The sequence below is a fragment of the Microbacterium neimengense genome (assembly GCF_054782995.1).
Genome location: NZ_BAAGRK010000001.1, coordinates 69,540 through 95,410 on the forward strand (window position 1 = coordinate 69,540; position 25,871 = coordinate 95,410).

At 69.9% G+C, this 25,871-nt stretch carries 22 protein-coding genes; 14 read left to right on the forward strand and 8 right to left on the reverse strand.

Features of this window, described 5'->3' with window-relative positions; all coding sequences use genetic code 11:
• Positions 1-50: 50 nt before the first annotated feature.
• Positions 51-299, reverse strand: a complete 249-nt coding sequence (locus tag ACYVJS_RS00295; protein ID WP_121060093.1) for a WhiB family transcriptional regulator — start codon at positions 297-299, stop codon at positions 51-53.
• 245 nt (positions 300-544) lie between these two features.
• Here ACYVJS_RS00295 and ACYVJS_RS00300 point away from each other — a divergent pair, with 245 nt between their 5' ends.
• Entirely contained in the window at positions 545-934 is a 390-nt protein-coding gene (locus ACYVJS_RS00300; protein ID WP_460736660.1) for a histidine kinase, read from the forward strand.
• Positions 935-937: 3 nt separating this feature from the next.
• Here ACYVJS_RS00300 and bcp read toward each other — a convergent pair whose 3' ends face one another.
• From bcp to aroA, 3 genes are read right to left on the reverse strand one after another with little or no spacing between them, the layout of a single operon-like run.
• The gene (gene bcp, locus ACYVJS_RS00305) at positions 938-1,408 is read right to left on the reverse strand and encodes a thioredoxin-dependent thiol peroxidase (RefSeq protein WP_460736662.1); all 471 of its coding nucleotides are present in this window, start codon (positions 1,406-1,408) and stop codon (positions 938-940) included.
• Positions 1,409-1,425: 17 nt separating this feature from the next.
• Complete coding sequence (gene rsgA / locus ACYVJS_RS00310) at positions 1,426-2,469, reverse strand: ribosome small subunit-dependent GTPase A (RefSeq protein ID WP_460736664.1); 1,044 nt, start codon at positions 2,467-2,469, stop codon at positions 1,426-1,428.
• Positions 2,466-3,794 (reverse strand): 3-phosphoshikimate 1-carboxyvinyltransferase, encoded by a 1,329-nt coding sequence (aroA, locus tag ACYVJS_RS00315; protein ID WP_460736666.1) that lies wholly within the window; start codon positions 3,792-3,794, stop codon positions 2,466-2,468. Before aroA ends, rsgA begins: the two co-directional genes overlap by 4 nt.
• Positions 3,795-3,904: 110 nt before the next feature.
• Here aroA and ACYVJS_RS00320 point away from each other — a divergent pair, with 110 nt between their 5' ends.
• The 4 genes from ACYVJS_RS00320 (at position 3,905) to ACYVJS_RS00335 (ending at position 8,607) form a co-directional block, all read left to right on the forward strand.
• The gene (locus ACYVJS_RS00320; protein ID WP_460736668.1) at positions 3,905-4,501 is read left to right on the forward strand and encodes a sigma-70 family RNA polymerase sigma factor; all 597 of its coding nucleotides are present in this window, start codon (positions 3,905-3,907) and stop codon (positions 4,499-4,501) included.
• Positions 4,498-4,743 (forward strand): zf-HC2 domain-containing protein, encoded by a 246-nt coding sequence (locus ACYVJS_RS00325; protein ID WP_460736670.1) that lies wholly within the window; start codon positions 4,498-4,500, stop codon positions 4,741-4,743. Before ACYVJS_RS00320 ends, ACYVJS_RS00325 begins: the two co-directional genes overlap by 4 nt.
• Before the next feature lie 76 nt (positions 4,744-4,819).
• Positions 4,820-7,309: a bifunctional lysylphosphatidylglycerol flippase/synthetase MprF gene (locus ACYVJS_RS00330; protein ID WP_460736672.1), complete on the forward strand. Its 2,490-nt coding sequence runs from the start codon at positions 4,820-4,822 to the stop codon at positions 7,307-7,309.
• The gene (locus ACYVJS_RS00335) at positions 7,306-8,607 is read left to right on the forward strand and encodes an alpha/beta hydrolase (protein WP_460736674.1); all 1,302 of its coding nucleotides are present in this window, start codon (positions 7,306-7,308) and stop codon (positions 8,605-8,607) included. The genes ACYVJS_RS00330 and ACYVJS_RS00335 overlap by 4 nt, the downstream gene beginning before the upstream one ends.
• Before the next feature lie 60 nt (positions 8,608-8,667).
• Here ACYVJS_RS00335 and ACYVJS_RS00340 read toward each other — a convergent pair whose 3' ends face one another.
• The gene (locus ACYVJS_RS00340; protein WP_460736676.1) at positions 8,668-12,351 is read right to left on the reverse strand and encodes a multifunctional oxoglutarate decarboxylase/oxoglutarate dehydrogenase thiamine pyrophosphate-binding subunit/dihydrolipoyllysine-residue succinyltransferase subunit; all 3,684 of its coding nucleotides are present in this window, start codon (positions 12,349-12,351) and stop codon (positions 8,668-8,670) included.
• A 157-nt stretch (positions 12,352-12,508) separates the two neighbouring features.
• Between ACYVJS_RS00340 and guaB1 the strand changes: the two genes are divergently transcribed.
• The 3 genes from guaB1 (at position 12,509) to ACYVJS_RS00355 (ending at position 16,517) form a co-directional block, all read left to right on the forward strand.
• Positions 12,509-13,966 (forward strand): GMP reductase, encoded by a 1,458-nt coding sequence (guaB1, locus tag ACYVJS_RS00345; protein WP_460736678.1) that lies wholly within the window; start codon positions 12,509-12,511, stop codon positions 13,964-13,966.
• 170 nt (positions 13,967-14,136) lie between these two features.
• Positions 14,137-15,468: a hemolysin family protein gene (locus tag ACYVJS_RS00350; RefSeq protein WP_460736680.1), complete on the forward strand. Its 1,332-nt coding sequence runs from the start codon at positions 14,137-14,139 to the stop codon at positions 15,466-15,468.
• Entirely contained in the window at positions 15,465-16,517 is a 1,053-nt protein-coding gene (locus ACYVJS_RS00355) for a hemolysin family protein (RefSeq protein WP_460736682.1), read from the forward strand. The genes ACYVJS_RS00350 and ACYVJS_RS00355 overlap by 4 nt, the downstream gene beginning before the upstream one ends.
• A gap of 7 nt (positions 16,518-16,524) precedes the next feature.
• Here the strand turns inward: ACYVJS_RS00355 and ACYVJS_RS00360 are convergent, their stop codons facing one another.
• Positions 16,525-17,589 (reverse strand): NADH:flavin oxidoreductase/NADH oxidase, encoded by a 1,065-nt coding sequence (locus tag ACYVJS_RS00360; RefSeq protein WP_460736684.1) that lies wholly within the window; start codon positions 17,587-17,589, stop codon positions 16,525-16,527.
• A gap of 28 nt (positions 17,590-17,617) precedes the next feature.
• On the opposite strand from ACYVJS_RS00360, the gene ACYVJS_RS00365 reads away from it, so the two are divergent.
• The 4 genes from ACYVJS_RS00365 (at position 17,618) to ACYVJS_RS00380 (ending at position 21,408) form a co-directional block, all read left to right on the forward strand.
• A complete protein-coding gene (locus ACYVJS_RS00365; RefSeq protein ID WP_460736686.1) occupies positions 17,618-18,457 on the forward strand; it encodes an NAD(P)H-hydrate dehydratase in 840 nt (279 codons plus the stop codon).
• 38 nt (positions 18,458-18,495) lie between these two features.
• Entirely contained in the window at positions 18,496-19,764 is a 1,269-nt protein-coding gene (locus ACYVJS_RS00370; RefSeq protein ID WP_460736688.1) for a hypothetical protein, read from the forward strand.
• A 13-nt stretch (positions 19,765-19,777) separates the two neighbouring features.
• On the forward strand, positions 19,778-20,107 hold the full coding sequence (locus tag ACYVJS_RS00375) for a thiamine-binding protein (protein WP_460736689.1): 330 nt from the start codon (positions 19,778-19,780) through the stop codon (positions 20,105-20,107).
• Positions 20,108-20,196: 89 nt separating this feature from the next.
• Positions 20,197-21,408: an MFS transporter gene (locus ACYVJS_RS00380; protein WP_460737081.1), complete on the forward strand. Its 1,212-nt coding sequence runs from the start codon at positions 20,197-20,199 to the stop codon at positions 21,406-21,408.
• 9 nt (positions 21,409-21,417) lie between these two features.
• Here the strand turns inward: ACYVJS_RS00380 and metX are convergent, their stop codons facing one another.
• Positions 21,418-22,623, reverse strand: coding sequence for a homoserine O-acetyltransferase MetX (gene metX / locus ACYVJS_RS00385; RefSeq protein ID WP_460736691.1), 1,206 nt, complete (start codon positions 22,621-22,623; stop codon positions 21,418-21,420).
• Between the two features lie 113 nt (positions 22,624-22,736).
• On the reverse strand, positions 22,737-24,059 hold the full coding sequence (locus ACYVJS_RS00390) for a bifunctional o-acetylhomoserine/o-acetylserine sulfhydrylase (protein ID WP_460736693.1): 1,323 nt from the start codon (positions 24,057-24,059) through the stop codon (positions 22,737-22,739).
• A gap of 158 nt (positions 24,060-24,217) precedes the next feature.
• Here ACYVJS_RS00390 and ACYVJS_RS00395 point away from each other — a divergent pair, with 158 nt between their 5' ends.
• Both ACYVJS_RS00395 and ACYVJS_RS00400 read left to right on the forward strand, forming a co-directional pair.
• The gene (locus ACYVJS_RS00395) at positions 24,218-24,997 is read left to right on the forward strand and encodes an SDR family oxidoreductase (protein WP_460736695.1); all 780 of its coding nucleotides are present in this window, start codon (positions 24,218-24,220) and stop codon (positions 24,995-24,997) included.
• Positions 24,998-25,001: 4 nt separating this feature from the next.
• Entirely contained in the window at positions 25,002-25,871 is an 870-nt protein-coding gene (locus ACYVJS_RS00400; protein WP_460736697.1) for a hypothetical protein, read from the forward strand.

Genomic DNA, 25,871 nt, shown 5'->3' on the forward strand with positions numbered 1-25,871 from the left:
TCGGCGCAGGAACGGCGGATGCCAAGACGCGAGAGCGCGTGTCGGAACGCTCAGGATGCGCGACGGGCGCGCGCTGCGCGGCGCTTGAGGGCGCGGCGCTCATCCTCCGAGAGGCCGCCCCAGACGCCCGAGTCCTGGCCGGTCTCGAGGGCGTACTGCAGGCAGATCTCCGTGACGGTGCAGCGGGCGCACACGGACTTGGCCTTCTCGATCTGGTCGACCGCCGGACCGGTGTTGCCGACCGGGAAGAACAGCTCCGGGTCTACGGTCAGGCAGGCTGATTTGTCGCGCCAATCCATGTGATGTTGCTCCTCAGGCGTCGGAAAATGGTGAGAACGGGTGGGTTGTGAAAGAGCCCGAATCGGGGTCCGGTACCCTGTGTGATGTGCGAGCTTGAGCTCGCCCCACGCCGCTGTGGGAGCACACGACGTCGTCAATGGTTCCACAGTGACCTGGGTGAATCAAGGGTTCACCGGTTGTTTTGTGTCCCGTCACCAACTGCATGCGTCCGAATACTGTCCATTCCCACAACTCCCGAGGTGTCATGCGCAACGATCTGCTGAGCCTGGTTGCGGGTGGCCTCGTCGTCCTGGAAGGCGTCGCACTCGCGGGGCTCGCGGTCTGGCAGCTCATCGCACTGGCGCAAGGCGACACCGCATCCGAGGCGACGGCGATCGCCCTGATCGTGCTGACGCTTCTCGGCGCCGCGCTCGTCGCCTGGTTCGGCGTCGCCGCGGCACGGGGTAGATCGGCCGGTCGCTCGGGGGGCATCGTGGTCCAGCTGCTAGTGCTCGCCGTAGCGATCGGCGCGGTGACCGGGACGTACGGGCATCCGCTCAACGGGCTCCAGCTCGGCGTTCCCGCCTTGATCGTGCTCGTGTTGCTGATCTCGGCGGCGCGCCGGGCGGCTCAGAACGCCCGGCGCGAAGACTGAACCTCAGGCGTCGATGCCGAGGAGCTTGCGAAGCCGAGCGACATGGCCGGTGGCCTTGACGTTGTAGAGAGCGTGATCGATGCGGCCCTCCGCGTCGATCACGAATGTCGAACGGAGCACACCCTCGACGGTCTTGCCGTAGTTCGTCTTCTCGCCCCACGCGCCGTAGGCATCGTGCACTGCGTGATCGGGGTCGGACAGCAGCGGGAAGGAGAGGCCGTCGCGCTCGCGGAACGTCCGGAGCTTCTCGGACGAGTCCCGTGAGACGCCGAGCACGGTGTACCCGGCAGCGGTGAGCGAGGAGAGGCTGTCGCGGAAGTCGCACGCCTGGGTCGTGCATCCCGGCGTCATCGCCGCGGGGTAGAAGTAGAGGATGACGGGGCGGCCACGGAACTCCTGAAGCGAGACGGCGTTGCCGTCCTGGTCGTGGAGCGTGAAGTCGGGGGCGATATCGCCGGGCTGCAGCTGAGTCATGATTCCAGCGTAGGCGTTCAGCGGCCGCCGAACGTGGTCAGCAGTCGCTGTAGCGAGTCCAGGCGTGCCGCGCCGCTCGGGCCGAGCTTGCCCTCGGCGACCGCGGCGATGATCGCGCAGTCCGGCGCGTCGGGCAGGTGGGTACAGCCGCGGGGACAGTCCTCCGCGACGGTGGCCAGGTCGGTGAAGGCGCGCAGGATGTTGGCAGGGTCCACGTGACCGAGGCCGAAGGAGCGCACGCCTGGCGTGTCGATCACCCAGCCCGACCCGCCGTCGCCCCGGTAGCGCAGCGACACGGTCGAACTCGAGGTGTGGCGCCCGCGCCCGGTGACTTCGTTCACATGACCTGTCGCACGCCTCGCTCCCGGCACGAGCGCGTTCACGAGTGTGGACTTGCCGACCCCGGAGTGACCGACGAAGACGGTGGAGTGACCGACCAGGGCCGCGCCGATGCGTTCGACCGGCATCTCACCACGGGCGCTCGTGAAGACCTCGATATCGATGCCGTCGAAGTGCGACAGGAAGGGCGCGGGGTCGGCGAGATCGGTCTTGGTCACCACGAGAAGCGGTCGAATCCCGGCATCGAGCGCGGCGATCAGGTAGCGGTCGACCAAGCGCGCACGCGGCTCGGGGTCAGCCGCGGCCACGACGACGAGCATCTGGTCGGCGTTGGCGACCACGACGCGCTCCACCTGGTCGGTGTCGTCGGCGCTGCGCCGGAGGAGCGTGATGCGATCCTCGATGCCGACGATCCGTGAGAGTGTGCCTTCCGTGCCGCTCACATCACCGACCACGCGCGCACGGTCGCCGGTGACGATCGGAGTGCGTCGCAGCTCCCGCGCACGAGTGGCCACGATCTCGCGTTCCGTGGGCTCGTCCTCGTCCACGAGCACCTGATAGCGTCCGCGGTCGACGCCGAGGACGCGCGCGATGCGTGCGTCGGCGTGGGCAGGTCGGCGCTTCGTGCGGGGTCTGTTGGCCTTGGGGTTCGGGCGTGCGCGGAAGGCGGACTCGTCGTAGGCGAGGTCCTCCTCGTCGTCGTCCGGGGGCAGCCAGCTCACCCGGCAGACTCCGTGCCCGCGAGCATGCGGTGCCACAACTCGGGGAACTCCGGCATGGTCTTGGCCGTCGTGGCGATGTCGTCGACGACGACTCCGGGCACGGCCAGCCCGACCACTGCGCCGGTGGTGGCCATGCGGTGATCGTGGAACGCGCGCCACAGTCCGCCGGTGAGGGGGCGAGGTGTGACGCGGATGCCGTCGTCCAGCTCGTCGGCGTCTCCGCCCAGAGCGCGGACATTGTGCACGAGCGCTGCGAGGCGGTCGGTCTCGTGGCCGCGCAGGTGACCGATGCCGGCGAACGTGGAGGGCGTATCCGCGAGGAGCGCGACGCCGACGAGGGTCGGCGCGAGCTCCCCGACGGCCGAGAGATCGAGATCGACGCCCGTGATGGCGTCGCCGCCGGTGACCGTCAGACTTCCGTGACGGCGGCTGCTTCGCGCACCGAACGCAGCCAGCAGCTCGGGCAGCTGAGCGCCCGGCTGCGTGGAGTGGGCGGGCCATCCGTCCACGGTCACCTCGCCGCCCGTGATCAGCGCCGCCGCGAGGAACGGGGCCGCATTGGAGAGGTCCGGCTCGATGGCGATGTCTTTCGCGCGGATCGGTCCGGGCGGAACGATCCACTCGCCCGGCGCTGGGCGCTCCACATGTACGCCTCGGTGCGCGAGGGACTCCACGGTCATGTCGATGTGCGGGATCGAGGGCAGACGGGCGCCCTCGTGGCGCAGGTGCAGGCCCACGTCGAACCGCGCCGCCGACAGCAGAAGGCCGGAGACGAACTGGCTCGACGCGCTCGCGTCGATCGTCACCTCGCCGCCGCGCACATGACCGCGCCCGCGCACGAGAAAGGGCAGCGACCACGTGCCGGCGTCGTCGATGTCGACGCCGACCTCGCGAAGCGTTCGGATCATCTCGCCCATCGGGCGGTGCAGCGCGCTCTCGTGGGCCGTGACGGTCACGTCGCCCCGCGCGAACCCGGCCAACGGCGTCACGAAGCGCATGACGGTGCCGGCCTGGCCGCAGTCCACGACGACATCGGCGGGCGCGGTGGTCGCGGGCGTGATCCTCAGGTCGTCGCCGAAGGGGCCCGATCCCTCGATCCGCTCGATACCCACACCGAGGGCGGCCAGTGCATCCAGCATCCGCGCCGAGTCGTCGGAGTGCAACGGCGCACGCAGGATGCCGGGGCCGTCGGCCAGCGCCGCAAGCACGAGTTCGCGGTTGGTCAGCGACTTTGAGCCGGGCACGTGGACGACCGCGCGCACAGTCGCGGGCGCGGTCGGTGCGGCCCAGCCGGCGAGATCGGGGGAATAGCGCTCGTCGCTCATCGGTTCCACCCTACTGAACCGTTCCGATCGACGGTGAAGGAAGGACGCGCATGAATGCCGTGCTCGAGCGCCCGAAAGTCGCTCGTGGGCAACGCGTAGGATTGCCCACGATGGATGACACCAGCTCTGCCGTGGACACCCGCTCTCAATTCGAGGAGCAGGCGTTGCCGTTCATGGACCAGCTGTATGCGGCGGCGATGCGCATGACGCGCAATCCCTCCGATGCGGCCGATCTCGTGCAGGAGACCTTCGTCAAGGCGTTCTCCTCGTGGACGACGTTCACCCAGGGCACGAACCTCAAAGCCTGGCTGTACCGCATCCTGACCAACACGTACATCAACGTGTATCGCAAGAAGCAGCGCGAGCCCTATCAGGGCGCCATCGACGATCTCGAGGACTGGCAGCTCGGCGGCGCGGAGTCGACCACCGCCACCAGCACCCGCTCCGCCGAGGCGGAGGCGATCGACCACATGCCGGCGTCGATCGTGAAAGAGGCGCTGCAGTCGATCCCCGAGGACTTCCGGCTGGCGGTGTACCTCGCCGACGTCGAGGGCTTCGCCTATCAGGAGATCGCCGACATCATGAAGACCCCTATCGGCACGGTCATGAGCCGCCTGCACCGCGGCCGGCGCATGCTTCGTGACCTGCTCGCCGACTACGCGAAGGAACGGGGCATCGCCCCGTCTGCACCCAGGAGCAAGAAATGACCGACTGCGGTTGCGAGAAGGCCCGGCGCGATCTCGAGGAGTACCTCCGCAACGAGATGTGCCACGTGGAGCACAGCGACATCCGCGAGCACCTCGAGACCTGCGCGGAGTGCCGCGACGAGGCGCTCGTGGCGACCACGCTCACAGAGGTCGTCGCGCGGGCGTGCAAGGAGACGGCGCCCGACCAGCTTCGCGACCAGGTGATCGAGCGACTCCGCGCCGCACAGGCGACTCATCACTGACGCACAGAGTTCTGCTCCCGCGGACCATCCCCGATCGATAGGGTGACGGCGGCACTCTGAGTCCGTGGGAGGTCGCGTGTCACAGGCGGACTCGTCGCGCGCCCGGCGCCACGTGATCACGGCGGCGCAGGTGCGTCGGTACGCGGTGCGTCATCCGGTCGCCCTGGGGCTCGCCGTCCTGGTCCTGGCCGCGTCGATCGCCACCGGCTCGCTCTGGGGTGCGGATGCGACGACGTGGGGCAGCGGTGCGGCCGCGCTCGCCGACGGCAGGTGGTGGTCCGTCCTCACCGCGCTCGTGGTCCCCGATTCGACGGTCGAGGTCTTCCTCAGCCTTCTGCTCGTGCTCACGGCATTCGCGTACGCGGAGTCGCTGCTGGGTCACCTGCGATCCGCGATCGTCTTCGTGTCCGGCGGGGTCGTGTCGATCCTCCTCGGATCGCTCGCCCACGCCGCCCTGTGGGGTCTCGACGACTTGCGTCCGCTCGAGTCGAACGATCCGGTGCTGGACCCGTCCATGGGGATCTTCGCCGCCGTGCTGGCGGCATCTGCACTCTCGTCCGCGCTCTGGCGGCGGCGCATCAGGCTCGTCGCCCTCGCCACCGTCGTCATGTTCGCGCTCTACGCGGGTGACGCCGACTCCTGGTACCGGTTGATCGCTGCACTGCTCGGCCTCGCCGCCGGCTCCCTCATGGCGCGGCGGAGGCCGCGGCTGGACTGGCATCGATCCTCGTCGCGCGAGGTGCGCGCGCTCATGGCGGTGCTCGTCGCGATCACCGGCCTCGGGCCGCTCGCTGCAGTGATCGCAGGCGGCGGGCGAGGCCCGTTCTCCCTGGTGGCCTCGTCATTCCTCGCCTTCGACGAGCACCTCGTCGATCGGTGCGAGGTGAGTTACCGCCCGGTGTGCGACCACGAGTTCGCGCTCGTTCTCACGCGCGGCGTCGGGCCCGTGCTCCTCGCCCTCGTTCCGCTCGCGCTGCTGATCGTCGCAGCGCTCGGCCTTCGACGCGGACGCCGGGCGGGCCTGGTCCTGGCCGTCGGCGTCCAGGGCGTGCTCGCCGTCCTCGCGCTCTACGCCCTGGTCAGCGGCGAGCTGGCCATCGAGCCCTGGGCCGATGGCTCCGGGCTCGAATACGTGCTGTGGGCGGTCGCCTCCATCGGTGTGCCCGTCGCGAGCGCCTCGACCCTGATCGTGGTGCGTCACCGGTTCCCGGTGCGTGCGACCCGCCACGCCGCCCGGACGTTCGCGGCGACGGTGCTGATCGCCTTCCTCGCCTGCGGCGCCGTCTTCGTGGCGAGCGAGACCCTGCTCCGCCAGTCGTTCGATGTGGCTCCGACGCTCACGGACATCGTGGTGGAGTCCTGGCGCAGGTTCGTGCCGCCCGCTTTCCTGCAGGGCATCGGACAGCCGCCCTTCCCGCGTCACGGCGCGGCGCTGTGGATCTATCAGTGGGTGGGCGTCGTGTTCTGGGCGATCGTCGTGCTCGCTCTCGTGCGCCTGTATCGGAGCGTGCGTCCTCCTGAGGATGCGGACGCGCGCCTGTACCGCGATCTGCTGCGCCGCGGCGGCGGGACCCTCTCGTTCCTCGGGACCTGGCGCGGCACGAGGTACTGGTACAGCGCCGACCGCGCCTGCGCCGTCGCCTATCGGCTCGTGGGCGACGTCGCCCTGGCGGTCGGCGACCCGCTCGCACCGCACGGAGAGCAGGAGCGGGCCATCAGGGGCTTCGTCGACTTCTGCGCAGAGTCGGGGTGGACGGCGGCGTTCTACAGCATCCACGACGATGCACTTCCTGTCTTCGACGACATGGGATGGAAGTACGTCTCCGTGGGGGAGGAGACCGTGCTGGTCGCCTTCGAGGTGACCCTCGAGGGCAAGCAGTGGCAGAAGGTGCGCCAGCCCGTCACCCGCGCGGAACGAGAGGGCATGACGGCGGTCTGGACGCGGTGGGCCGACCTCAGCGCTGCCGAGCGTTCGCAGATCCGCGAGATCGACGAGCAGTGGGTCGCTGACAAGGCGTTGCCTGAGATGGGGTTCACTCTGGGTACCTTGGAGGAGATCACTGACCCGGAAGTGGCGTTGCTGCTCGCGGTCGACGACGCCGACCGCATCCAGGTCGTGACGAGCTGGATGCCCTCCTGGCGTGACGGCGTGCCGAGCGGGTGGACACTCGATTTCATGCGGCGTCGCGCCGACGGACCCAACGGGCTGATGGAGTTCGCGATCGCGCGCGCGGCCCAGCAGGCCACGGCCGACGGAGTGGGGGAGCTCAGTCTTTCGGGCGCTCCTATGGCGGTCAAACCCGACGTCGACGCGCCCGGCGACACGACGATCCTCTCGGGGGTGCTCGGCTGGTTGGCTCAGACCCTCGAGCCCGCGTACGGCTTCGACTCTCTCTTCCGGTTCAAGCGGAAGTTCCATCCTCGGTATCGCACGATCTGGCTGGCGTACGGCGACCCGGTCGATCTTCCGCGGATCGGCACCGCGATCGGTCGGGCCTACCTGCCCGACGCTACTGTTCGTGATGTGCTGGCGCTGCTGCGCAGTGCTCGAGGAGGAGACAGATGATCCAGTGGCTGCTGACACTCGAACTCATCAACAGTCCGCTGCGATGGGTCGTCTGGTCGTTCGTCGCCCTGTGCGCACTCGTCGTGCTCGTCGTGCCGCCGCGCCGCATCCGTCGTCTGCTGATCACCGCGGCGGTGGGCGCCGTCATCGGCTACGCCGGTGCCCACCTCCTGGAGGCGTGGGACGTCTTCCAGGGTCCCCTTCCGGTGCATGCCGCCGTATGGATCGCGGTGGGCGTCGCGACCGCGGCCACGGGCGCGGCGGGACTGTTCCTCCGGCCGTGGTGGCGTCGGGTGGTGGCCGGGTTGCTGATCATCGCCGGTGCGATCGGAATGGGGCTGAGCGTGAACGCCGCGTACGGGCTCACCGGCAACCTCGCAGCGATTCTCGGCATACAGGCGTTGGATAGCGCACCGCTGCCCGGGACCTCTGCCGATTCGGGTGACGCCGCCACCCTCTACCAGACGTGGACACCGCCCGCCGGTATGCCGTCGACGGGCCGGGTGAGTGCGCTGTCGGGCGACCAGAGGATCCCTGCCACCGGCTTCCAGGCGCGAGATGCGGCGTTGTACCTGCCGCCTGCGGCCCTCGTGCCGAATCCGCCGCGTCTTCCGCTGTTGGTGTTCATGATGGGCCAGCCCGGCACTCCGGACCCGACGGCGTTGGCCAAGAGCCTGGACGCCTTCGCGGCCGCGCACAACGGTCTCGCCCCGATCGCGATCGTGGCCGATCAACTGGGGTCGGTGAACGTCGACCCCGCGTGCGCGGATTCTACGAAGTACGGGAAGGTCTCCACGTATCTCAACGTCGATGTCCCCGCCTATGCGCGGGCGCACCTGAACATCGTGGACGACCCCGCCTACTGGGTCATCGGCGGTTACTCGAATGGGGGAGCATGCGCCCTCACGTATGGCGCCGAGTTCCCGCAGACATGGGGCAACATCATGGACATCTCGGGCAACGAGTACCCCGGCTCGGAACACGTCGATCAGACCGTCAAGGACGTCTTCGGCGGGAATCGGGCAGCGTTCGACGCCGCCAGCCCGGCTGCTCTGCTCGCCGCACACCCCGGCCAGTACGACGGACACGCGGCCGTCTTCACTCACGGGGAGCAGGACGGGCAGTTCGGCCCGGGACAGGTGGCGAATGCCGCGCGTGCGCACGCGGCCGGGTTCGCGGTGCTCACCGAGACCATTCCGGGGGAGGGACACACAGGGCCCGTGCTTCAGAAGGGACTCGACTACGCGATCGGCGCACTGGCGCCCCGTCTCGGTCTCGCGGCGCCCGCCACGGGGTGAGGCTCTGCACACGCGAAGGCGGGCCCCGGAACACCGGGGCCCGCCTTCACGTGATCCGACTCAGAACGTGAGCGCGCGGCGCAGGAGTTCCGCCTGCTCGATCTGGTGCATCTTCGCGGAGCCGGCAGCGGGTGAGGCGGATGCGGCCCGCGAGACGACACGGATCGTACGGTCGTGCAGGTGCTTGACGACCTCGAGTGCGATGAAGGGCCACGCGCCCTGGTTCTCGGGCTCCTCCTGGACCCACACGAGCTCCGCGTTCGGGTAGCTGTCGATGACGGCGTTCAGCTCGTCGATCGGGGCAGGGTAGTACTGCTCGACACGGACCAGGGCGACACGGTCGTCGGGGTTCTTGTCGAGCTCCGAGCGCAGATCCCAGTGGATCTTGCCGGCGTGCAGGAGCACCCGGGTGACGGCGTTCCTCTCGATGCCGCGCTCGTCGTCCAGTACGGGCTCGAACTTGCCCTGCGTGAACGCCTCGACGGGGCTGACGGCGTCGCGCAGACGCAGCATGGCCTTCGGGGTGAACACGACGAGCGGGCGGCGCGGCTGAGCGTAGGCCTGTCGGCGCAGCAGGTGGAAGTAGGACGCCGGCGTCGAGGGGCGCGCGACGGTCATGTTCTCCTGGGCGCACATCTGCAGGAAGCGCTCGATGCGTGCGGAGGAGTGGTCGGGGCCGGCGCCCTCGTAGCCGTGCGGGAGCAGCAGCACGACGCTCGACTGCTGGCCCCACTTCTGGTCTGCCGACGAGAGGTAGGTGTCGATCACGGTCTGGGCGCCGTTGGCGAAGTCGCCGAACTGCGCCTCCCACAGCACCAGCGCGTCCGGGCGCTCCACCGAGTAGCCGTACTCGAAGGCGACGGCCGCGTACTCGCTGAGCAGCGAGTCGTAGACGAAGAAACGTCCCTGGCCCTCGCTGAGATTCGTCAGTGGCAGCCACTCCTGACCGTTGTTGCGGTCGTGGAAGACGGCGTGGCGCTGCACGAACGTGCCGCGGCGGGAGTCCTGGCCCGCCAGGCGCACCGGCGTTCCCTCGACGAGCAGGGAGCCGAACGCGAGCAGCTCGCCGAACGCCCAGTCGATACCGCCGGAGCGGCTCATGGTGTGACGCTTGTCAAGCAGCTGCTGCAGCTTGGCGTGCACCGTGAAGCCGCCGGGCTTGTTCACGAAGGCATCGCCGATCAGCTGCACGACATCGGTCGACACGCCGGTGGTCTCGGGTTCGCCCACGGCCCGCTCGACCTCGACGCCCTCGGTCACCACCGGATGGGTGCCGGTCTCGGCCTCGTGCGTCTCCGCGAAGGCCACCTCGAGGCGGTCCTGGAAGTCGCGCTTGGCCTGCTCGTACTCCTCCTCGGTGATGTCGCCGCGACCGACGAGCGACTCCGTGTAGAGCCGGCGGACCGAACGCTTCGCCTCGACGAGGTTCGTCATGAGCGGCTGCGTCATCGACGGGTCGTCGCCCTCGTTGTGACCGCGGCGGCGGTAGCTGACGAGATCGATGACGATGTCGCGGTGGAACTCCTGGCGGTACCGGAAGGCGAGCTCGGCCGCGCGCACGACGGCCTCCGGGTCGTCGCCGTTCACATGGAGGATGGGAGCCTGGATGGTCTTGGCCACATCCGTCGCGTAGACCGAGGTGCGTCCATCGACCGGCAGCGTCGTGAATCCAAGCTGGTTGTTGATGACGACGTGCACGGTGCCGCCGGTGCGGTACCCGCGCAGCTGTGACATCTGCAGGGTCTCGACGACGACGCCCTGGCCGGCGAAGGCTGCGTCGCCATGGACGAGGATGGGCAGCCAGGCGAAGGTGCCGATGGGCTTGCGGTCCTGCTTGGCGCGCACGATGCCCTCGAGTACACCGTCGACGGTCTCGAGGTGGGAGGGGTTGGCGGCGAGGATCACGGGAAGCTCCGTGCCCGCATCCGACTGGAACGTGCCCTCGGTGCCCAGGTGGTATTTCACGTCGCCCGAGCCGCGCTTGTTGCCGGGGAGGCTCGTGCCCTCGAACTCGCGGAAGACCTGGCCGTAGGTCTTGCCGGCGACGTTGGTCAGCACGTTCAGGCGGCCGCGGTGCGCCATGCCGATGGCCGCGCCGTCGAGGCGCGCAGAGGCCGCGCCCTGCAGGATCTCATCGAGCAGCGGGATGACCGACTCGCTGCCCTCGAGGCTGAACCGCTTCTGGCCCACGTACTTGGTCTGCAGGAACGTCTCGAAGGCCTCGGCCTGGTTGAGCTTGGAGAGGATGCGCAGCTGCTCGTCGTGGCCGGGCTTCTGGTACTTCACCTCGACGTTGTCCTGGAACCACTTGCGCTGCACCGGGTCCTGGATGTGCATGTACTCGATGCCGAGAGTGCGGCAGTAGGAGTCCCGCAGCACGCCGAGGATGTCGCGGAGCTTCATCTGGCGCTTGCCGCCGAAGCCGCCGACCACGAACTCGCGGTCGAGGTCCCAGAAGGTGAGTCCGTGGCTCTCGATCTCGAGGTCGGGGTGCGTGCGCTGCACGTACTCGAGCGGATCGATGTCGGCCATCAGGTGGCCGCGCACCCGATACGAGTTGATGAGCTCCTGGACACGCGCGCCCTTGTCGACGCGCTCCGCCAGGTCGACGTTGATGTCGCTGCCCCAGTGGATGGGGGCGTAAGGGATCCGCAGCGCTGCGAAGATCCCCTCGTAGAAGTCGCGCTGCCCGATCAGCAGCTCGTGCACCTTCTTCAGGAACTCGCCCGAGCCCGCGCCCTGGATCACGCGGTGGTCGTACGTGCTCGTCAGGGTGATGGTCTTGCCGATGCCGAGCTCGACGAGCGTCTTCTCGCTCGAACCCTGGAACTCGGCGGGGTACTCGAGGGCGCCCGCGCCGATGATGCAGCCCTGACCCTTCATGAGGCGGGGCACGGAATGCACGGTGCCGATACCGCCCGGGTTGGTCAGCGACAGGGTGGTGCCCTGGAAGTCCGCCGCCGTCAGCTTGTTCGTGCGAGCGCGCTTGACGAGGTCTTCGTACGAGGCGAGGAACTCGTTGAACGTGAGGGACTCGGCGCGCTTGATGCTCGGCACCATGAGCGCGCGCGTGCCGTCGGGCTTGGGGAGGTCGATCGCGATGCCCAGGTTGATGTGGGCAGGCGCGACCACCGAGGGCTTGCCGTCGACCTCGGCGTAGAAGACGTTCTGGCTCGGGAATTCCTTCAGGGCCTGGATGAGCGCCCAGCCGATGAGGTGCGTGAAGCTCACCTTGCCGCCGCGGGTGCGCGCCATGTGGTTGTTGATGACGATGCGGTTGTCGATCATCAGCTTCGCAGGCACCGTGCGCACGCTCGTCGCGGTGGGCACCGTCAGCGACTCGTCCATGTTGGCGGCGAGGGTCTTCGTCATCCCCTTGAGGGCGGTGACGACGTCCTCCTGCACCTCGCCCGCAGGGTCTGAGGGCTGCGCCTTGGGAGCCTGCGCCGGGATCGGCTGCGGCTTGGCCGGCTTTCCGGTCGTGCGCGCGACCGGCTGCGAGCCGATCACGGGGATCGGTGCGGTCACGGGGTGAGGCTCGGATGCAGCGGGCGCCGCTGGTGCGGCCTTGGCGGCGCCGCCCGATCCGGCCTGCGAGTGGTAGGCCTCCAGGACCGGCCACCAGGACTTGTCGACCGAGTTACGGTCGACAAGGAACTGTTCGTAGAGTTCCTCGACGAGCCATTCATTGGCTCCGAACTCTCCTTCGTTCGATACTCCGACGCCCGTCACCTGGCTCGACACTCTCGATCGCCCGCTTTCGTGAGATTCATCCGCAATGCGGGGCCGTCGTGGGCCCACACGCACGACAGCCAAGCCTAGTCGAGTATCCGAGGCTTCGCTCCCGGCGCGTCGCGGTTGACAGCCTCGTCGGAGTGTGGGCGGCGTACGCTCTGCAGACATGGAGTTCTACGGCGCGCAACCCGAGACCGACCTCACCTACTCCGACGTCTTCCTGGTGCCTCGGCGCTCGGATGTGACGAGCCGCCTGGACGTGGATCTCTCGCCGCGTGACGGCACCGCGATGCGCATCCCCCTCGTCTCGGCCAACATGAACTCCGTCACCGGCGCGCGGCTCGCGGCGACACTCGCTCGGCGCGGCGGGCTGGGTGTGCTCCCGCAGGACATGCCGCTGCAGGAGCTCGATGCCGCCATCCGGTGGGTCAAGCGTCAGCCGGTGCGCTGGGACACCCCGATCGTGCTGCCTCCGACGGCGACCGCGGCGGACGCCGCCAAGCTCCTGCCCGCGACGGAGGGGTACGGCATCGTCGTGGCCGATCCCTCGGCGGCATCCCTCGACCTCGCCGACGTCGTGGGCGTCGTGCCCGCCACGCGCCTCGCGACCGCGCTGCCGGATGCGACGCTGGGCGACCTCGTGCGCGCGCGACCCGTCGCGATCGACGCGGACGACGTCTCCGACCCGCGGCAGGCGTTCGACCTGCTGGTCGCGGCGGATGCGGAGACGGTGTGCGTGGTGGAGCGCGGCCACCTCGTCGGAACGCTCTCTCGGCGCAGCGCTCTGCGCTCGACGCTCTACAGTCCGGCGGTGGACGCGGACGGGCGCCTGATCGTCGCCGCGGCCGTCGGCATCAACGGCGACGTCGCCGCCAAGGCACGCGCCCTGGCGGCCGCCGGTGTCGATGTGCTCGTCCTCGACACCGCCCACGGACACCAGGAGGGCATGCTCCGCGCCCTGCGCGCGGTCGCGGATCTGGGCCTGGGTCTTCCTCTCGTGGCGGGCAACATCGTCACCGCGGACGGCGTCCACGATCTCGTCGCCGCGGGTGCGTCCATCCTCAAGGTCGGGGTCGGTCCTGGCGCGATGTGCACGACGCGCATGATGACCGCCGTGGGACGTCCGCAGTTCTCGGCCGTGCTGGAGACCGCGTCGGCGGCGCGCGAGCTCGGCGCGCACGTGTGGGCGGACGGCGGCGTCCGCTACCCGCGCGATGTTGCGCTCGCGCTGGCGGCGGGTGCCGCATCCGTCATGGTCGGTTCCTGGTTCGCCGGGACGATCGAGGCGCCGGGGGAGTTGTTCACGGACGCGCAGGGACGGGCCTACAAAGAGTCGTGGGGCATGGCCTCGACGAAGGCGGTGCATGCGCGGTTCGGCGGGCTGGATGCGTACGAGCTCGCCCGCAAGGAGCTGTTCGCCGAGGGGATCTCGTCATCGAAGATCTATCTCGACCCGCTGCGGCCGGGACTCGAGGATCTGCTCGACATGATCACGTCGGGCGTGCGGTCCTCCTTCACCTACGCGGGGGCGGCGACGGTGCCCGAGTTCCACGAGCGCGCGCTCGTGGGGCTGCAGTCGGCCGCCGGCTACGAAGAGGGCAAGGCCCTTCCCGTCAGCTGGTGACCCCGTCTCGGCCCGGCGGTCCGTGGCGCCGGGCGGGCGTCGCCGACGCAGTGCACAGGAACGGGACGGCGGGGGCGGGGCTCCCGTAGACTGTCCGGCACGATGGACGACCCTCCCAGTTGCAGACGATGGCCCCACCGACCAGCCTCCCTCGAGGGAGGTGACGTGTGATGGATTACGTCATGCTGGGCGTGGGGCTCTTGCTCACGATCGGGACCGGTCTGTTCGTCGCCAGCGAGTTCGCCCTGGTGAACCTGGACCGCGCAGACCTCGAAGCGCGCAGGGATGCGGGGGAGTCGCGGCTCGCGATGACCATCAGCGCGCTGCGCATCACCTCGACCCATCTGTCGAGCGCGCAGCTGGGAATCACGCTGACGACGCTGCTGACCGGTTACACGATGGAGCCGGCGATCTCCAACCTCCTGCGCCCCGTGCTGGCCGGCTGGGGAGTTCCGGAGGCCATCGTGGTGGGGCTGGCGGCGACGATCGGCATCGCCATCGCCACGGTCTTCTCGATGATCCTCGGCGAGCTCGTCCCCAAGAACTTCGCGCTCGCGATCCCGCGGCAGACGGCCAAGCTCGTCATGCCGTTCCAGGTCGCGTTCACGACCGTGTTCCGGCCCGCGGTCTCCGTGCTCAACGGCAGCGCGAACGGCATCCTGCGCTCCATCGGCATCGAGCCGAAGGAAGAGCTCTCGGGAGCGCGCACCGCCGAGGAACTGTCCAGCCTCGTCCGGCGCTCAGCGAGCGCCGGCGTGCTGGAGGAGGACACGGCGTCGCTGCTGGATCGCAGCCTCACCTTCGCGCGACTGACCGCCGACGACGTGATGACGCCGCGTCCCCGTGTGCACGCGGTCGCCGCATCCGACTCGGCGAACGACGTCATCCAGCTCGCTCGCAAGACCGGGCACAGCCGCTTCCCCGTCTTCGGTGAGTCCATGGACGACATCGTCGGCATCGTGCACCTCAAGGCCGCCGTCGGTGTTCCGCGCGAGCGGCGCACCGACGTGCCCGCCGCGGCCCTCGCCACCGAGCCGCTGCGCGTGCCCGAGACCGTGCACCTCGATCAGCTCGTCGCGGAGCTTCGCGCCCGTGGCTACCAGATGGCCGTCGTGCTCGACGAGTACGGCGGGACGGCGGGCGTCGTCACCCTCGAGGACCTCGTCGAGGAGATCGTCGGAGAGGTGCTCGACGAGCACGACCGCCGCCGCGCCGAGATCGTGCGCGGGGTGGACTCGCTCACCGTTTCTGCGGCGCTGCGTCCGGACGAGGTGCTCGATCGCACCGGCATCCGAGTTCCCGAGGGCGAGGTCTACGACACGCTCGGCGGCTTCCTCATGGCCGAGCTCGGCCGCATCCCCTCCGTCGGCGACGAGGTCGAGATCGAAGACGGCACGCTCGCCGTCGTGCGCATGGACGGTCGCCGCGTCGACCGTGTGCGTTTCACCCCCAGACCCGTCCCGGAGGATGCGGACATCGACGAGCAGGAGCGGACCCGATGAGCGACTGGGCGGGAATCCTCTGGCTGGTCGTGCTGCTGGTGTTCAACGCGTTCTTCGTCGGCGCGGAGTTCGCCGTGATCTCCGCGCGGCGCTCGCAGATCGAGCCGCTGGCGGAGAGGGGCTCGCGCTCCGCGAAGACGGCGCTGTGGGCGATGGAGCACGCGACGCTCATGCTCGCGACGTGTCAGCTCGGCATCACGATCTGCTCACTGCTGATCCTGAACGTCTCCGAGCCGGCGATCCACCACCTGCTGGCCGTACCGCTCGAGCTGACCGGCTGGGGCGAGGCGGCGGTCGACGTCATCGCCTTCGTCGTGGCGCTCGTGCTGGTGTCGTACCTGCACGTGGTCTTCGGTGAGATGGTGCCGAAGAACCTGGCCTTCTCCGTGCCGGACCGGGCGGTGCTGATGCTGGCGCCGCCGCTCGTGTGGGTGTCGCGGGTGTTCCACCCCGTCATCGTGACGCTGAACTGGATCGCGAACCACGTGGTGCGCCTGTTCCGTGTGGAGCCGAAGGATGAGGCCGCCTCGACCTTCACGCTCGAAGAAGTGGCCACGATCGTCAACCAGTCGCGCATCGAGGGCGTCCTGGAGGATGCGGCCGGAACGGTGTCGGCGGTCGTCGAGTTCACCGACAAGGATGCGGGCGACGTCGCCGTCCCGCTCGCGGATCTGGTGACGCTGCCGCAGCTGACAACCCCGGACGAGATCGAGCGTGCGGTCGCCCGACACGGCTTCTCGCGCTACGTGATCGTCGACGACGCGGGGATGCCGGTCGGCTACGTGCACCTGAAGGATGTGCTGCGGGTGGCCGAGGGCGGCGTCGACCCCTCGGTCGATCGTCCGATCCCGGCGAAGCGCATCCACCACATGGTGCAGGTGCAGGAGACGACCGACCTCGAGGATGCGTTGGCGGCCATGCGCCGGGCGGGCCGTCACCTGGCCCAGGTGCGCGACGCTCAGGGCAACACGACCGCCGTCCTCTTCCTGGAAGACGTCATCGAGGAGCTGATCGGCGAGGTGCAGGACGCGACGCGACGCGGCCGCTGAGCAGGTCTCAGCGGTGGCGCGCGGCGCGCTCGTACTGCGGCGGCCAGGGGCCGACGACGCCGAGCTCGTCGGCGGCGCGGAGTGCGAAATGCGGATCGCGGAGCCATTCCCGGGCCGCCATGATCGCGTCCGCGTCGCCGTCCTGCAGCACCTGCTCCGCCTGCGCGCCGGTCTCGATGAGCCCGACGGCGCTGACGGCGAGGCCCTCGTCGCGCACACGCCTGGCCAGCGGCACCTGGTAGCCGGGGCCGACGGTGATCTCCTGGTGGGCGACGAGTCCGCCGGAGGAGATGTCGAAGAAGTCGGCTCCGGCCTCCGCCGCCCAGACGGCGACCTGCGCGGTCTCCTCGATGTCCCAGCCGCCCTCGGCCCAGTCGGTGCCGGAGAAACGGACGAACACCGGAAGCTCACCCGCGGCCTCGCGCACCGCGGCGACGACACGCAACAGGAGGCGTGCCCGGTTGACGAGCGGACCGCCGAACTCGTCGGTGCGGTGGTTGGACAGCGGCGAGAGGAACTCGTGCAGCAGATAGCCGTGCGCAGCGTGGACCTCGAGGACGTCGAAGCCCGCCTCCACGGCGCGGCGTGCGGCGGACGAGAACGAAGCGACGAGCGCATCGATCTCGTCGAGCGTGAGCTCGCGCGGGGTGGCATAGCCCTCGAATGCGATCGCCGAAGGGGCGACGGCCGCCCACCCGCCGGCCTCGGCCGGCACGGTGCCGCGGTGCCCGGAGAAGGGTGAGTACGTCGATGCCTTGCGTCCGGCGTGGGCGAGCTGGATGCCGGCGGCCGCGCCTCGGGCGTGGATTGCCGCGACGATGGGTGTCCACGCGTCTCGCTGCTCGTCGGAGTAGATCCCCGTGTCCTCGGGTGAGATGCGGCCCTCGGGCGACACCGCCGTCGCCTCGCTGATGACCAGCCCCGCGCCGCCGGACGCGAACTGGGCCAGGTGCACATGGTGCCACTCGCCGGGGAATCCGTCCTGCGCGCTGTACTGGCACATGGGTGCCACCCACAGGCGGTTGCGGAACTCGACGCCTCTAATCGTGTAGGGGCTGAACAGCGCGGTCACGGTACTCCTTCGCGGATAGGGTGGCGCCATGACGGCGATCGAACAGGATGCGGTGCTCACCGCGCGCATCCTTCGCATGCCAACAGCGGACGATGACAAGTATTCCCGTGGCGTGGTGGGGCTGCGCACCGGCTCTGCGGACTACCCGGGCGCGGCGGTGCTCGGAGTGAGCGCCGCGTGGCACACCGGATGCGGGATGGTGCGCTACATCGGCCCCTCTCGAGCCGCCGACATGGTGCTCGCGCGCAGGCCCGAAACGGTCACCGCGTCCGGCCGTGTCCAGGCCTGGGTGATCGGTTCGGGCACGGATGCCGCGTCCCGCGACCCCGCCGAGACCGAGGCCCTACGCGCGGTGCTTGCCGGCCGCGAGCCCGTCGTCGTCGACGCGGGGGCGCTCGATCTGGTGCCCGATGCCACGGCCGCGATGATCCTCACCCCTCACGCGCGGGAGTTCGCCCGGCTTCGTGAGGCCCTCGGGCTCGCGCCGATGGGCGACAGAGAGGCCGAGGCCCGCCAGACCGCTCACGAGACCGGGGCCATCGTGCTGCTGAAGGGCGCCGTGACGCTCGTCGCGGATCCCGACGGCGGTCTTCGCCGCATCCGGTCCGGCGTGGCGTGGCTCGCCGCCGCCGGTACGGGGGACGTGCTCGCCGGCGCGCTCGGTGCGGTCGTCGCGGGCGCGGTCGCCGCGGGCGATGCCACCCCGGAACGCCTCGCGGATGCGGCCGCGGCAGCTGCCTGGTTGCACGGGCGCGCAGGCGCGCTGGCCGCCGCGCGGTGGGGAGGTCGGGGCGGTCCGATCACTGCGTTGGATGTCGCAGACCACCTGCCGCGGGCAGTGGCGGAGACGCTCGCCTCCCACCGCTGATCAGGAAGCTTCACAGCGTGCCCCGTAGGATGAGGCGCGTGTCGAGACGGGCTCTGTTGTGGATTGCTTTCCTCGTCGTCCATATCGGGGTGTCCGTTCTCGGATGGGTCATGCCCAACGAACCCATGGGCGACGTCTATCGGGTGTACGAGCCGTGGTCGGGGGCGTACCTCAACAGCGGATGGTGGCCGCAGACCGACACGGCGACGGGCCAGGAGGTCAGCGCCTACTACGGCTTCGTCGGGCTCACCGACGCCTGGGTCTATCCGCAGCTCGCGATGCTGCCGATGCTCGCCACGTGGCTGTTCGCCTGGGCGGTGTCGTACACGCCGGCGTGGGCGATCATGGTGGGCCTCGTCGATGCCGCGGCGTTCGCCGTCCTCGTGGGTCGCGGGCGCTCCCGCGGACGTGTCACGGCGGCCTGGTTCTGGCTCGCGTTCATCGCGCTGATGGGCCCGGTCGCGCTCTACCGCTTGGACGCGGTGACGGTGCCGTTGGCGATCATGGGGGGACTGTGGCTCATCGGCCGGCCATGGCTCGGGTCAATCCTGCTCGCCGTGGCGACGTGGATCAAGGTGTGGCCCGCCGCCATCATGGCTGCCGCGCTCATCGCCGTGCGTCGCCGGATCGCCGTCCTCGGGGGCGCAGCCGTCGTCAGCGCCATCACCCTGGGGGCGGTGGCGCTTCTGGGCGGCGCCTCCTATGCGTTCGGTTTCGTGGGTGAGCAGACCACGCGCGGACTGCAGGTCGAAGCCCCGGTGAGTACCTACTACCTCTGGGACGGACTGCTCGGAGGCACATCGGCGGTGCACTACGACCCGGACCTGCTGACGTTCTACGTCTCCGGGCCCGGGGTGAACCCGGTCATCGCGGTCATGACGCCGCTGCTGGGGATCGGAGTCCTCGCCATCGCCGCCCTGGGTGCCTGGAAGGTGTGGCGGGGCGCGCACTTCGCCGCCGTCTTCCCGGCGCTGTCGCTGGCGCTCGTGGCGGCCTTCATCTCGCTCAACAAGGTCGGCTCGCCGCAGTACATGGTGTGGCTGAGCGTCCCGCTCGTGATCGCGCTGGTGCTGGATCGCCGTCGGTGGTGGGCTCCGGCGCTGTTGGCGCTCGTGATCGGTGTCGCCACGCAGATCATCTACCCCTTGGTGTACTTCGATCTGCTCGAGCTCTTGCCGTTCCCGGTCGTGGTCATCACGATCCGCAACATCCTGCTCGTCGTGATCGCCGCCTGGGCGGTGGTCAAGCTCGCTCGGGTGCGCACGCGCTCGAGCTTCGCCCGCAAGCCCGGCGTCCTCGCCGGCTGACGAAAGGACCGGCATGCTCGTCGCTTTCTCCGTCGCTCCCAGCGGCACCGGCCGCGCGGACGGCTCCGTGCACGACGCCGTCGCCGCAGCCGTGAAGGTCGTGCGCGATTCCGGGCTGCCCCACCGAACCGGCTCGATGTTCACCGAGATCGAGGGGGAGTGGGACGAGGTGTTCGCCGTCGTGAAGGCGGCCACCGACGCCGTGCTGCCCTTCGGCTCGCGTGTCTCGCTCGTGCTGAAGGCCGACATCCGGCCCGGCTACACGGGTGAGCTGGACGGCAAGATCGCGCGCCTCGAACGGGCGATCGAGGACGCGGCTGCGGGCGACGCCCCTGCGATCTGACGGTCCGGCCAGCGAAACGATTCGGCGGCCTCGGTTCGCGTGACTAGCATGGCCCGGTGACCTCTTCGACACAGACGAAGGGGGCGGCGATGTGGGCGCTCCTCTCTCTCGCCATCGGCAGCTTCGGCATCGGCATGACCGAGTTCACAGTCATGGGCCTGCTGCCCGACATCGCGGGTGCGCTTCTGCCGAGCCAGTCGGCGGCGGACCCGGATGCGGCCATCGCCCAGGCCGGCTGGCTGATCAGCCTCTACGCGCTCGGCGTCGTCGTCGGTGCGCCGACGATCGCGGGACTCGTCGCTCGGTTCCCGCGGCATCGTGTCATGGTGGTTCTCGCGCTGGCGCTCACCGTGTTCAACGCCCTCACCGTCATCGCGCCGAACTTCGAGCTCGTCGCGGTCTCACGCTTCCTGGCAGGGCTCCCGCACGGCGCGTACTTCGGGATCGGGGCGCTCGTCGCGGCCGACGTGCTCGGTCCCGGCCGGCGCGCACAGGGTGTCGCCTTCGTGCTGACGGGGCTCACGGTCGCGAATGTCGTCGGGGTGCCCGCGGGGACCTACCTCGGACAGCAGTTCGGATGGCGCGTCGCGTTCGGCGTGGTCGCCGCGATCTTCGCGCTCGCCACGATCTGCATCGCCCTCTTCGTGCCGCGCGCGCCGGGACGGCCGGGGCGCACGCTCCGCGCGGAGCTGGGCGTCTTCCGCATCCCGCAGGTGTGGTTCACGCTCGGCATCGGCTCGATCGGCTTCGGCGGCTTCTTCGCGGTGTATAGCTACGTGGCGCCGCTCGTGACTGAGGTCGCCGATGCCCCGCAGGCGGTCGTGCCGCTCGTGCTCGTCGGCATGGGACTCGGGATGACGGTCGGCAACCTCTTGGGCGGGCACCTCTCCGACGTCAATCTGCGCCGGACGCTGCTGCTCGGCCTCGCGGTGCTGGCGGTGTCGCTGGCCGTTCTCGCCCTGACCGCCGCCTGGATCTGGGCGCTCGCGATCATGGTGTTCGTCGTGGGTGCGGTCGCGTCGGCGCTCAGCCCCGCGATTCAGACGCGGCTCATGGATGTGGCGGGCGACAACCAGTCGATCGCCGCCGCGCTGAACCACTCGGCGCTCAACATCGGCAACAGCCTCGGTGCCGCCCTCGGCGGTGCGGTGATCGCCGCGGGCTGGGGCTTCGTGGCCCCGCCCTGGGTGGGGGCCGCTCTCGCTGCGGCGGGACTCGCGATCGCGTTCACCGCGTACGGGGTCGAACGTCGACGGGGTGTTCCGATCGTCTACGCGCACTCCTCGATGTCCGCAGAGTGACGGCGGATCCTACGCGTCGAGCAGTCGGCCCAGGTGGTGGGCCACCGCATCCGTCTCGATGAGGAAGCCGTCGTGGCCGTAGTCGCTCGTGATGACGGCCGCGCGGTCGCCGTCGAGCGTGTTGCGGATGCCGTGCGCGATGCGGTGCTGCCCCTCGACGGGGAAGAGGCGGTCGCTGTCGATGCCGAGCACGAGGGTGGTGGCGGTGATGCGTCCCAGGGCGTCTTCGACGCCGCCGCGGTCGCGTCCGACGTCGTGCGAGTTCATCGCCTCGACGAGGGTGAGGTAGCTGTTCGCGTCGAAGCGGCGCGTGAACTTGTTGCCGTGGAAGTCGAGGTAGGACTCCACCGCGAACCGGCCGCCGCGCCCCAGCGGGCTCACCTCGGACTGCCAGGAGCGCTGGAAGCGCAGGTTCAGTTCGGTGGGGCTCCGATAGTTCAGCAGGGCCATGCGCCGCGCGAGCGCGAGACCCCGGTGGGGGCCCTCGCCGGCGGGTGCGTCGTAGTAGTCGCCGCCGGCGTAGCCCGGGTCTATGCGAATGGCCTCGAGCTGCACCGAGTTCAGGGCGATCTGGTCGGCCGTGGTCAATGGGGGAGCGGCGAGCACCGCCAGGCGTTCGACGCGCTCGGGGTAGCTCGCCCCCCACTCGAGCGCGTGCATGCCGCCCATGGAGCCGCCGATGACGGCACGCCAGCTGCCGATGCCGAGCTCGTCCGCAAGCAGCGCCTGGGCCGCGATCTGATCGCGGATCGTCAGGTACGGGAAGCGCGCACCCCATTCGGTGCCGTCGGGCGCGATCGTGGCGGGCCCGGTCGAGCCCTGGCAGCCGCCGAGCATGTTGGGGGCGACGACGAACCAGCGGTCCGTGTCGATCGCCGCACCCGGGCCGACGATCTCGTCCCACCATCCGTCGGTGGGGTGGGCTCTGCCGGCCTCGCCGCGCACGTGGCTGTCACCGGTCAGCGCGTGCAGGATGAGGATCGCGTTCCCTCCCGTGGGAGAGAGCTCGCCCCACGTCTCGTACGCCAGGCGTGCGACCGGGAGCACGGCCCCGTTCTCGGTGCGGAAGCCGCGGAAGGCCGCGAACCGGCGATCTCCGGCGGGGTCCCCGTCGCGCCACGCCCCGCTGGCCGGCGGTCGGCCGCGGGCGAGCCGGGCGTCCGCCTCCGTGACCGGAGCGCTCGGCACCGTGTCCTCGGAGGTCTGCCAGTCCATTCCTCCATTGTCCCGGGGTCCTCGCGCCTCCGCGTCCGTGTTACGTCACAGCCGCCGCGCCGGAACGAACGAACGCCCCGGATGCGGCATCCGGGGCGTTCGTGTCAGGCGGTTCAGGCGCGCGCGGCCTCCGAAGCGCGGCGGGCGGCGGCGAGCGCGCTCTCGAGGTCGGCCTTGAGGTCGGCGACGTTCTCGAGGCCGACCGACAGGCGGACCAGGCCCGGCGTGACACCGGCCGTGAGCTGCTGCTCAGGCGTGAGCTGCGAGTGCGTCGTGGAAGCGGGGTGGATCACGAGCGAGCGCACGTCGCCGATGTTGGCGAGGTGGCTGAACAGGGTGAGGTTGTCGACGAAGGCGCGTCCGGCGCCCACGCCGCCCTTGAGCTCGAACGAGAGCACCGCACCGACGCCCTTCGGGGCGTACTGGTTGGCCGCGGCGTACCAGGGCGAGGTCGGAAGACCCGAGTAGTTCACCGAGGCGACGTCGTCCTGGTTCTCGAGCCACTCCGCGATCTCCTGCGCGTTCTGCACGTGGCGCTCGACGCGCAGCGACAGGGTCTCGATGCCCTGCAGCAGCAGCCACGCGCTGATCGGAGCGATCGCGGCGCCGAGGTCGCGCAGCAGCTGCACGCGGGCTTTCGTGACGTAGGCGACGCCGTCACCGAGCGCACCCGTGTAGCTGAGGCCGTGGTACGAGGGGTCGGGCTCGGTGAGCTCCGGGAAGCGGTCGACGTGCTGCGACCACGGGAAGCGGCCGCCGTCGACGATGACGCCACCGATCGTCGTTCCGTGTCCGCCGAGGAACTTCGTCGCGGAGTGCACGACGATGTCGGCGCCGAACTCGAAGGGGCGGATGAGGTACGGGGTGGCGATCGTGTTGTCGACGATCAGCGGCACGCCGGCCTCGTGCGCGACGTCGGAGACCGTGCGGATGTCGAGGACGTTGATCTTGGGGTTGCCGACGGTCTCGGCGAAGAAGAGCTTGGTGTTGGGGCGGACCGCGCGACGCCATTCCTCGGGGTCGTCCTGGTTCTCGACGAAGGTCGTGGTGATGCCGAGCTTGGCGAGCGTGTACTTGAAGAGGTTGTACGTGCCGCCGTAGATCGAGCTGGAGGAGACGATGTGGTCACCGGCTCCGGCGATGTTCAGCACCGCGAACGTCTCGGCCGCCTGACCCGAGGCGACCAGCAGCGCTGCCGTGCCTCCCTCGAGCGCGGCGACGCGCTCCTCGACCACGCTCTGCGTGGGGTTGATGATGCGGGTGTAGACGTTGCCGGGCTCGGCGAGGGAGAAGAGGTTCGCCGCGTGGTCGGCATTGTCGAACACGTACGACGTGGTCTGGTAGATCGGGGTCGCGCGCGCCTTGGTGGTGGGATCCGGTGCGGCGCCGGAGTGGATCTGCTTGGTCTCGAAGAGCCAGTTCTCGGGTGCGGACATCACGTACTCCTAAGTCTGCGGGTGCCGCGGCGGCTGTCGCGAACATCACGAGGCTAGAGGGGCGCGGCGCGGGCGACAACGTCCGAGAAACGCGGGGTAACAACGGCGCGGGGTGACTGTGTAACACCCGGTTCACCGCGAGGGCCTAGCGTGAGTGCATGGCGAACAGACGAGCAGTGGTGACGGGTGCGAGCACGGGGATCGGCGAGGCGACCGCACGGCGCCTGTGCGCCGACGGATGGGAGGTGGTCGCTGTCGCGCGTCGCGCCGAGCGGCTCGCCGCCCTCGAGGCCGACACCGGTGCCGTGGCGTACGCGGCCGATCTGACCGTCGAGGCCGATGTTCAGGCGCTCGCCGACTGGCTCGCCGCATCGGGCCCCGTGCACGCTCTCGTGCAGGTTGCGGGCGGCGCGCGGGGTGTGGACGACGTCGCCGACGGCAATCCCGATGACTGGCGATGGATGTATGAGGCGAACGTGCTGTCGACCCAGCGGCTCGTGGCACTGCTGCTTCCGCAGCTGCGGCGAGCGGCCGCATCCGACGGCCACGCCGACACGCTCTTCGTGACCTCGACGGCCGCGCAGGTCGCGTACCAGGGCGGCGGCGGGTACAACGCCGCGAAGGCAGCCGAGAGCATGCTCGTCAAGGCGCTGCGGCTCGAGCTCAACGGCGAGCCGATCCGCGTGAGCGAGGTGGCCCCGGGGATGGTCTACACCGAGGAGTTCTCCTTGAACCGCCTCGGCGGCGATCAGGATGCGGCAGAGGCCGTCTATCGCGGCGTCGAGAACCCGCTGACTCCGGACGACGTGGCTGACGTCATCGCGTACGCGCTCAACGCGCCCGGCCACGTGAACCTCGACCTCGTGACGGTGCGACCGGTCGCGCAGTCCGCGCAGCACCTCGTCGCCCGCGAGCCGCTGCGCGTGCGCGAGGGCTGAGCGCGTGGGCGCGGCGGGCGCGCAGGTTCTCGTCGTCGACGCGCTGACCGCGAGGCCGGGCCGGCGCGAGCTCCGCGCCTTCTGGCGTGCGCTCGTCGCGGAGCATCCCCGCGTGCGTGCTCCGCGCTCCCGCGCCCGCGTCGTCGTCCTCTCTTCCGGAGCAGTCCTGAGCGGTCTCGCTGCGCTGACCGCCGTTCTCGGAACGGTGTCGCTGCTGACCCGCAGACAGGGAACGACGCCAGGCGAGGTCATCGGTGCGGTGGTGGCCGCGCTGCTGTTCGGCCTCGCACTGATGGTGCTGAGCCGCGCCGCCGTTCGCACCGGACGACGCCGGATGTGGCCTCGTCAGCACTGGGCGCTCGCCCGCTTCGCGGCCGACAACGGCGTCACCTATCACCCTGGCCCTTTCCCCGCTGAGTTGCCGACCAGGAGCTATCGGGGTCGACTGCTGCAGACGCGCGCGCTGCGGTGGGCGACGCCGGAGGGACGCCTCATCGAGTGGTCGGACTTCGTGCAGGACTGGGGCACGAGCGCCTACCGCCACACCCGGTTCGGCGGCTGGATCCGCATCGGTCTCGGCCGTCCGCTGCCGCGCATCGTGCTTCCGCCGGCGCACGGCGACGCACGCGTGCTGGTCACCGAACCCGGGCCCGCACATCGCGGGCCTCTCGAGGAGGACAGTCTTCTGTTCAGCCCGGCCCTCCGGGCAGAGGTGAAGGGGTGGGACGTCGAGGTCATCGACGACGCGTTGCTGCTGACCCGCTCGCGCGACGTCGTGACGACGGACCCCGCCGAGTGGTCGGAGATCCTGCGCACCACGACCCTCGTCATCGACGGGATCGAACAGGCGCAACGTCGCGGTGACGCGGGTTGA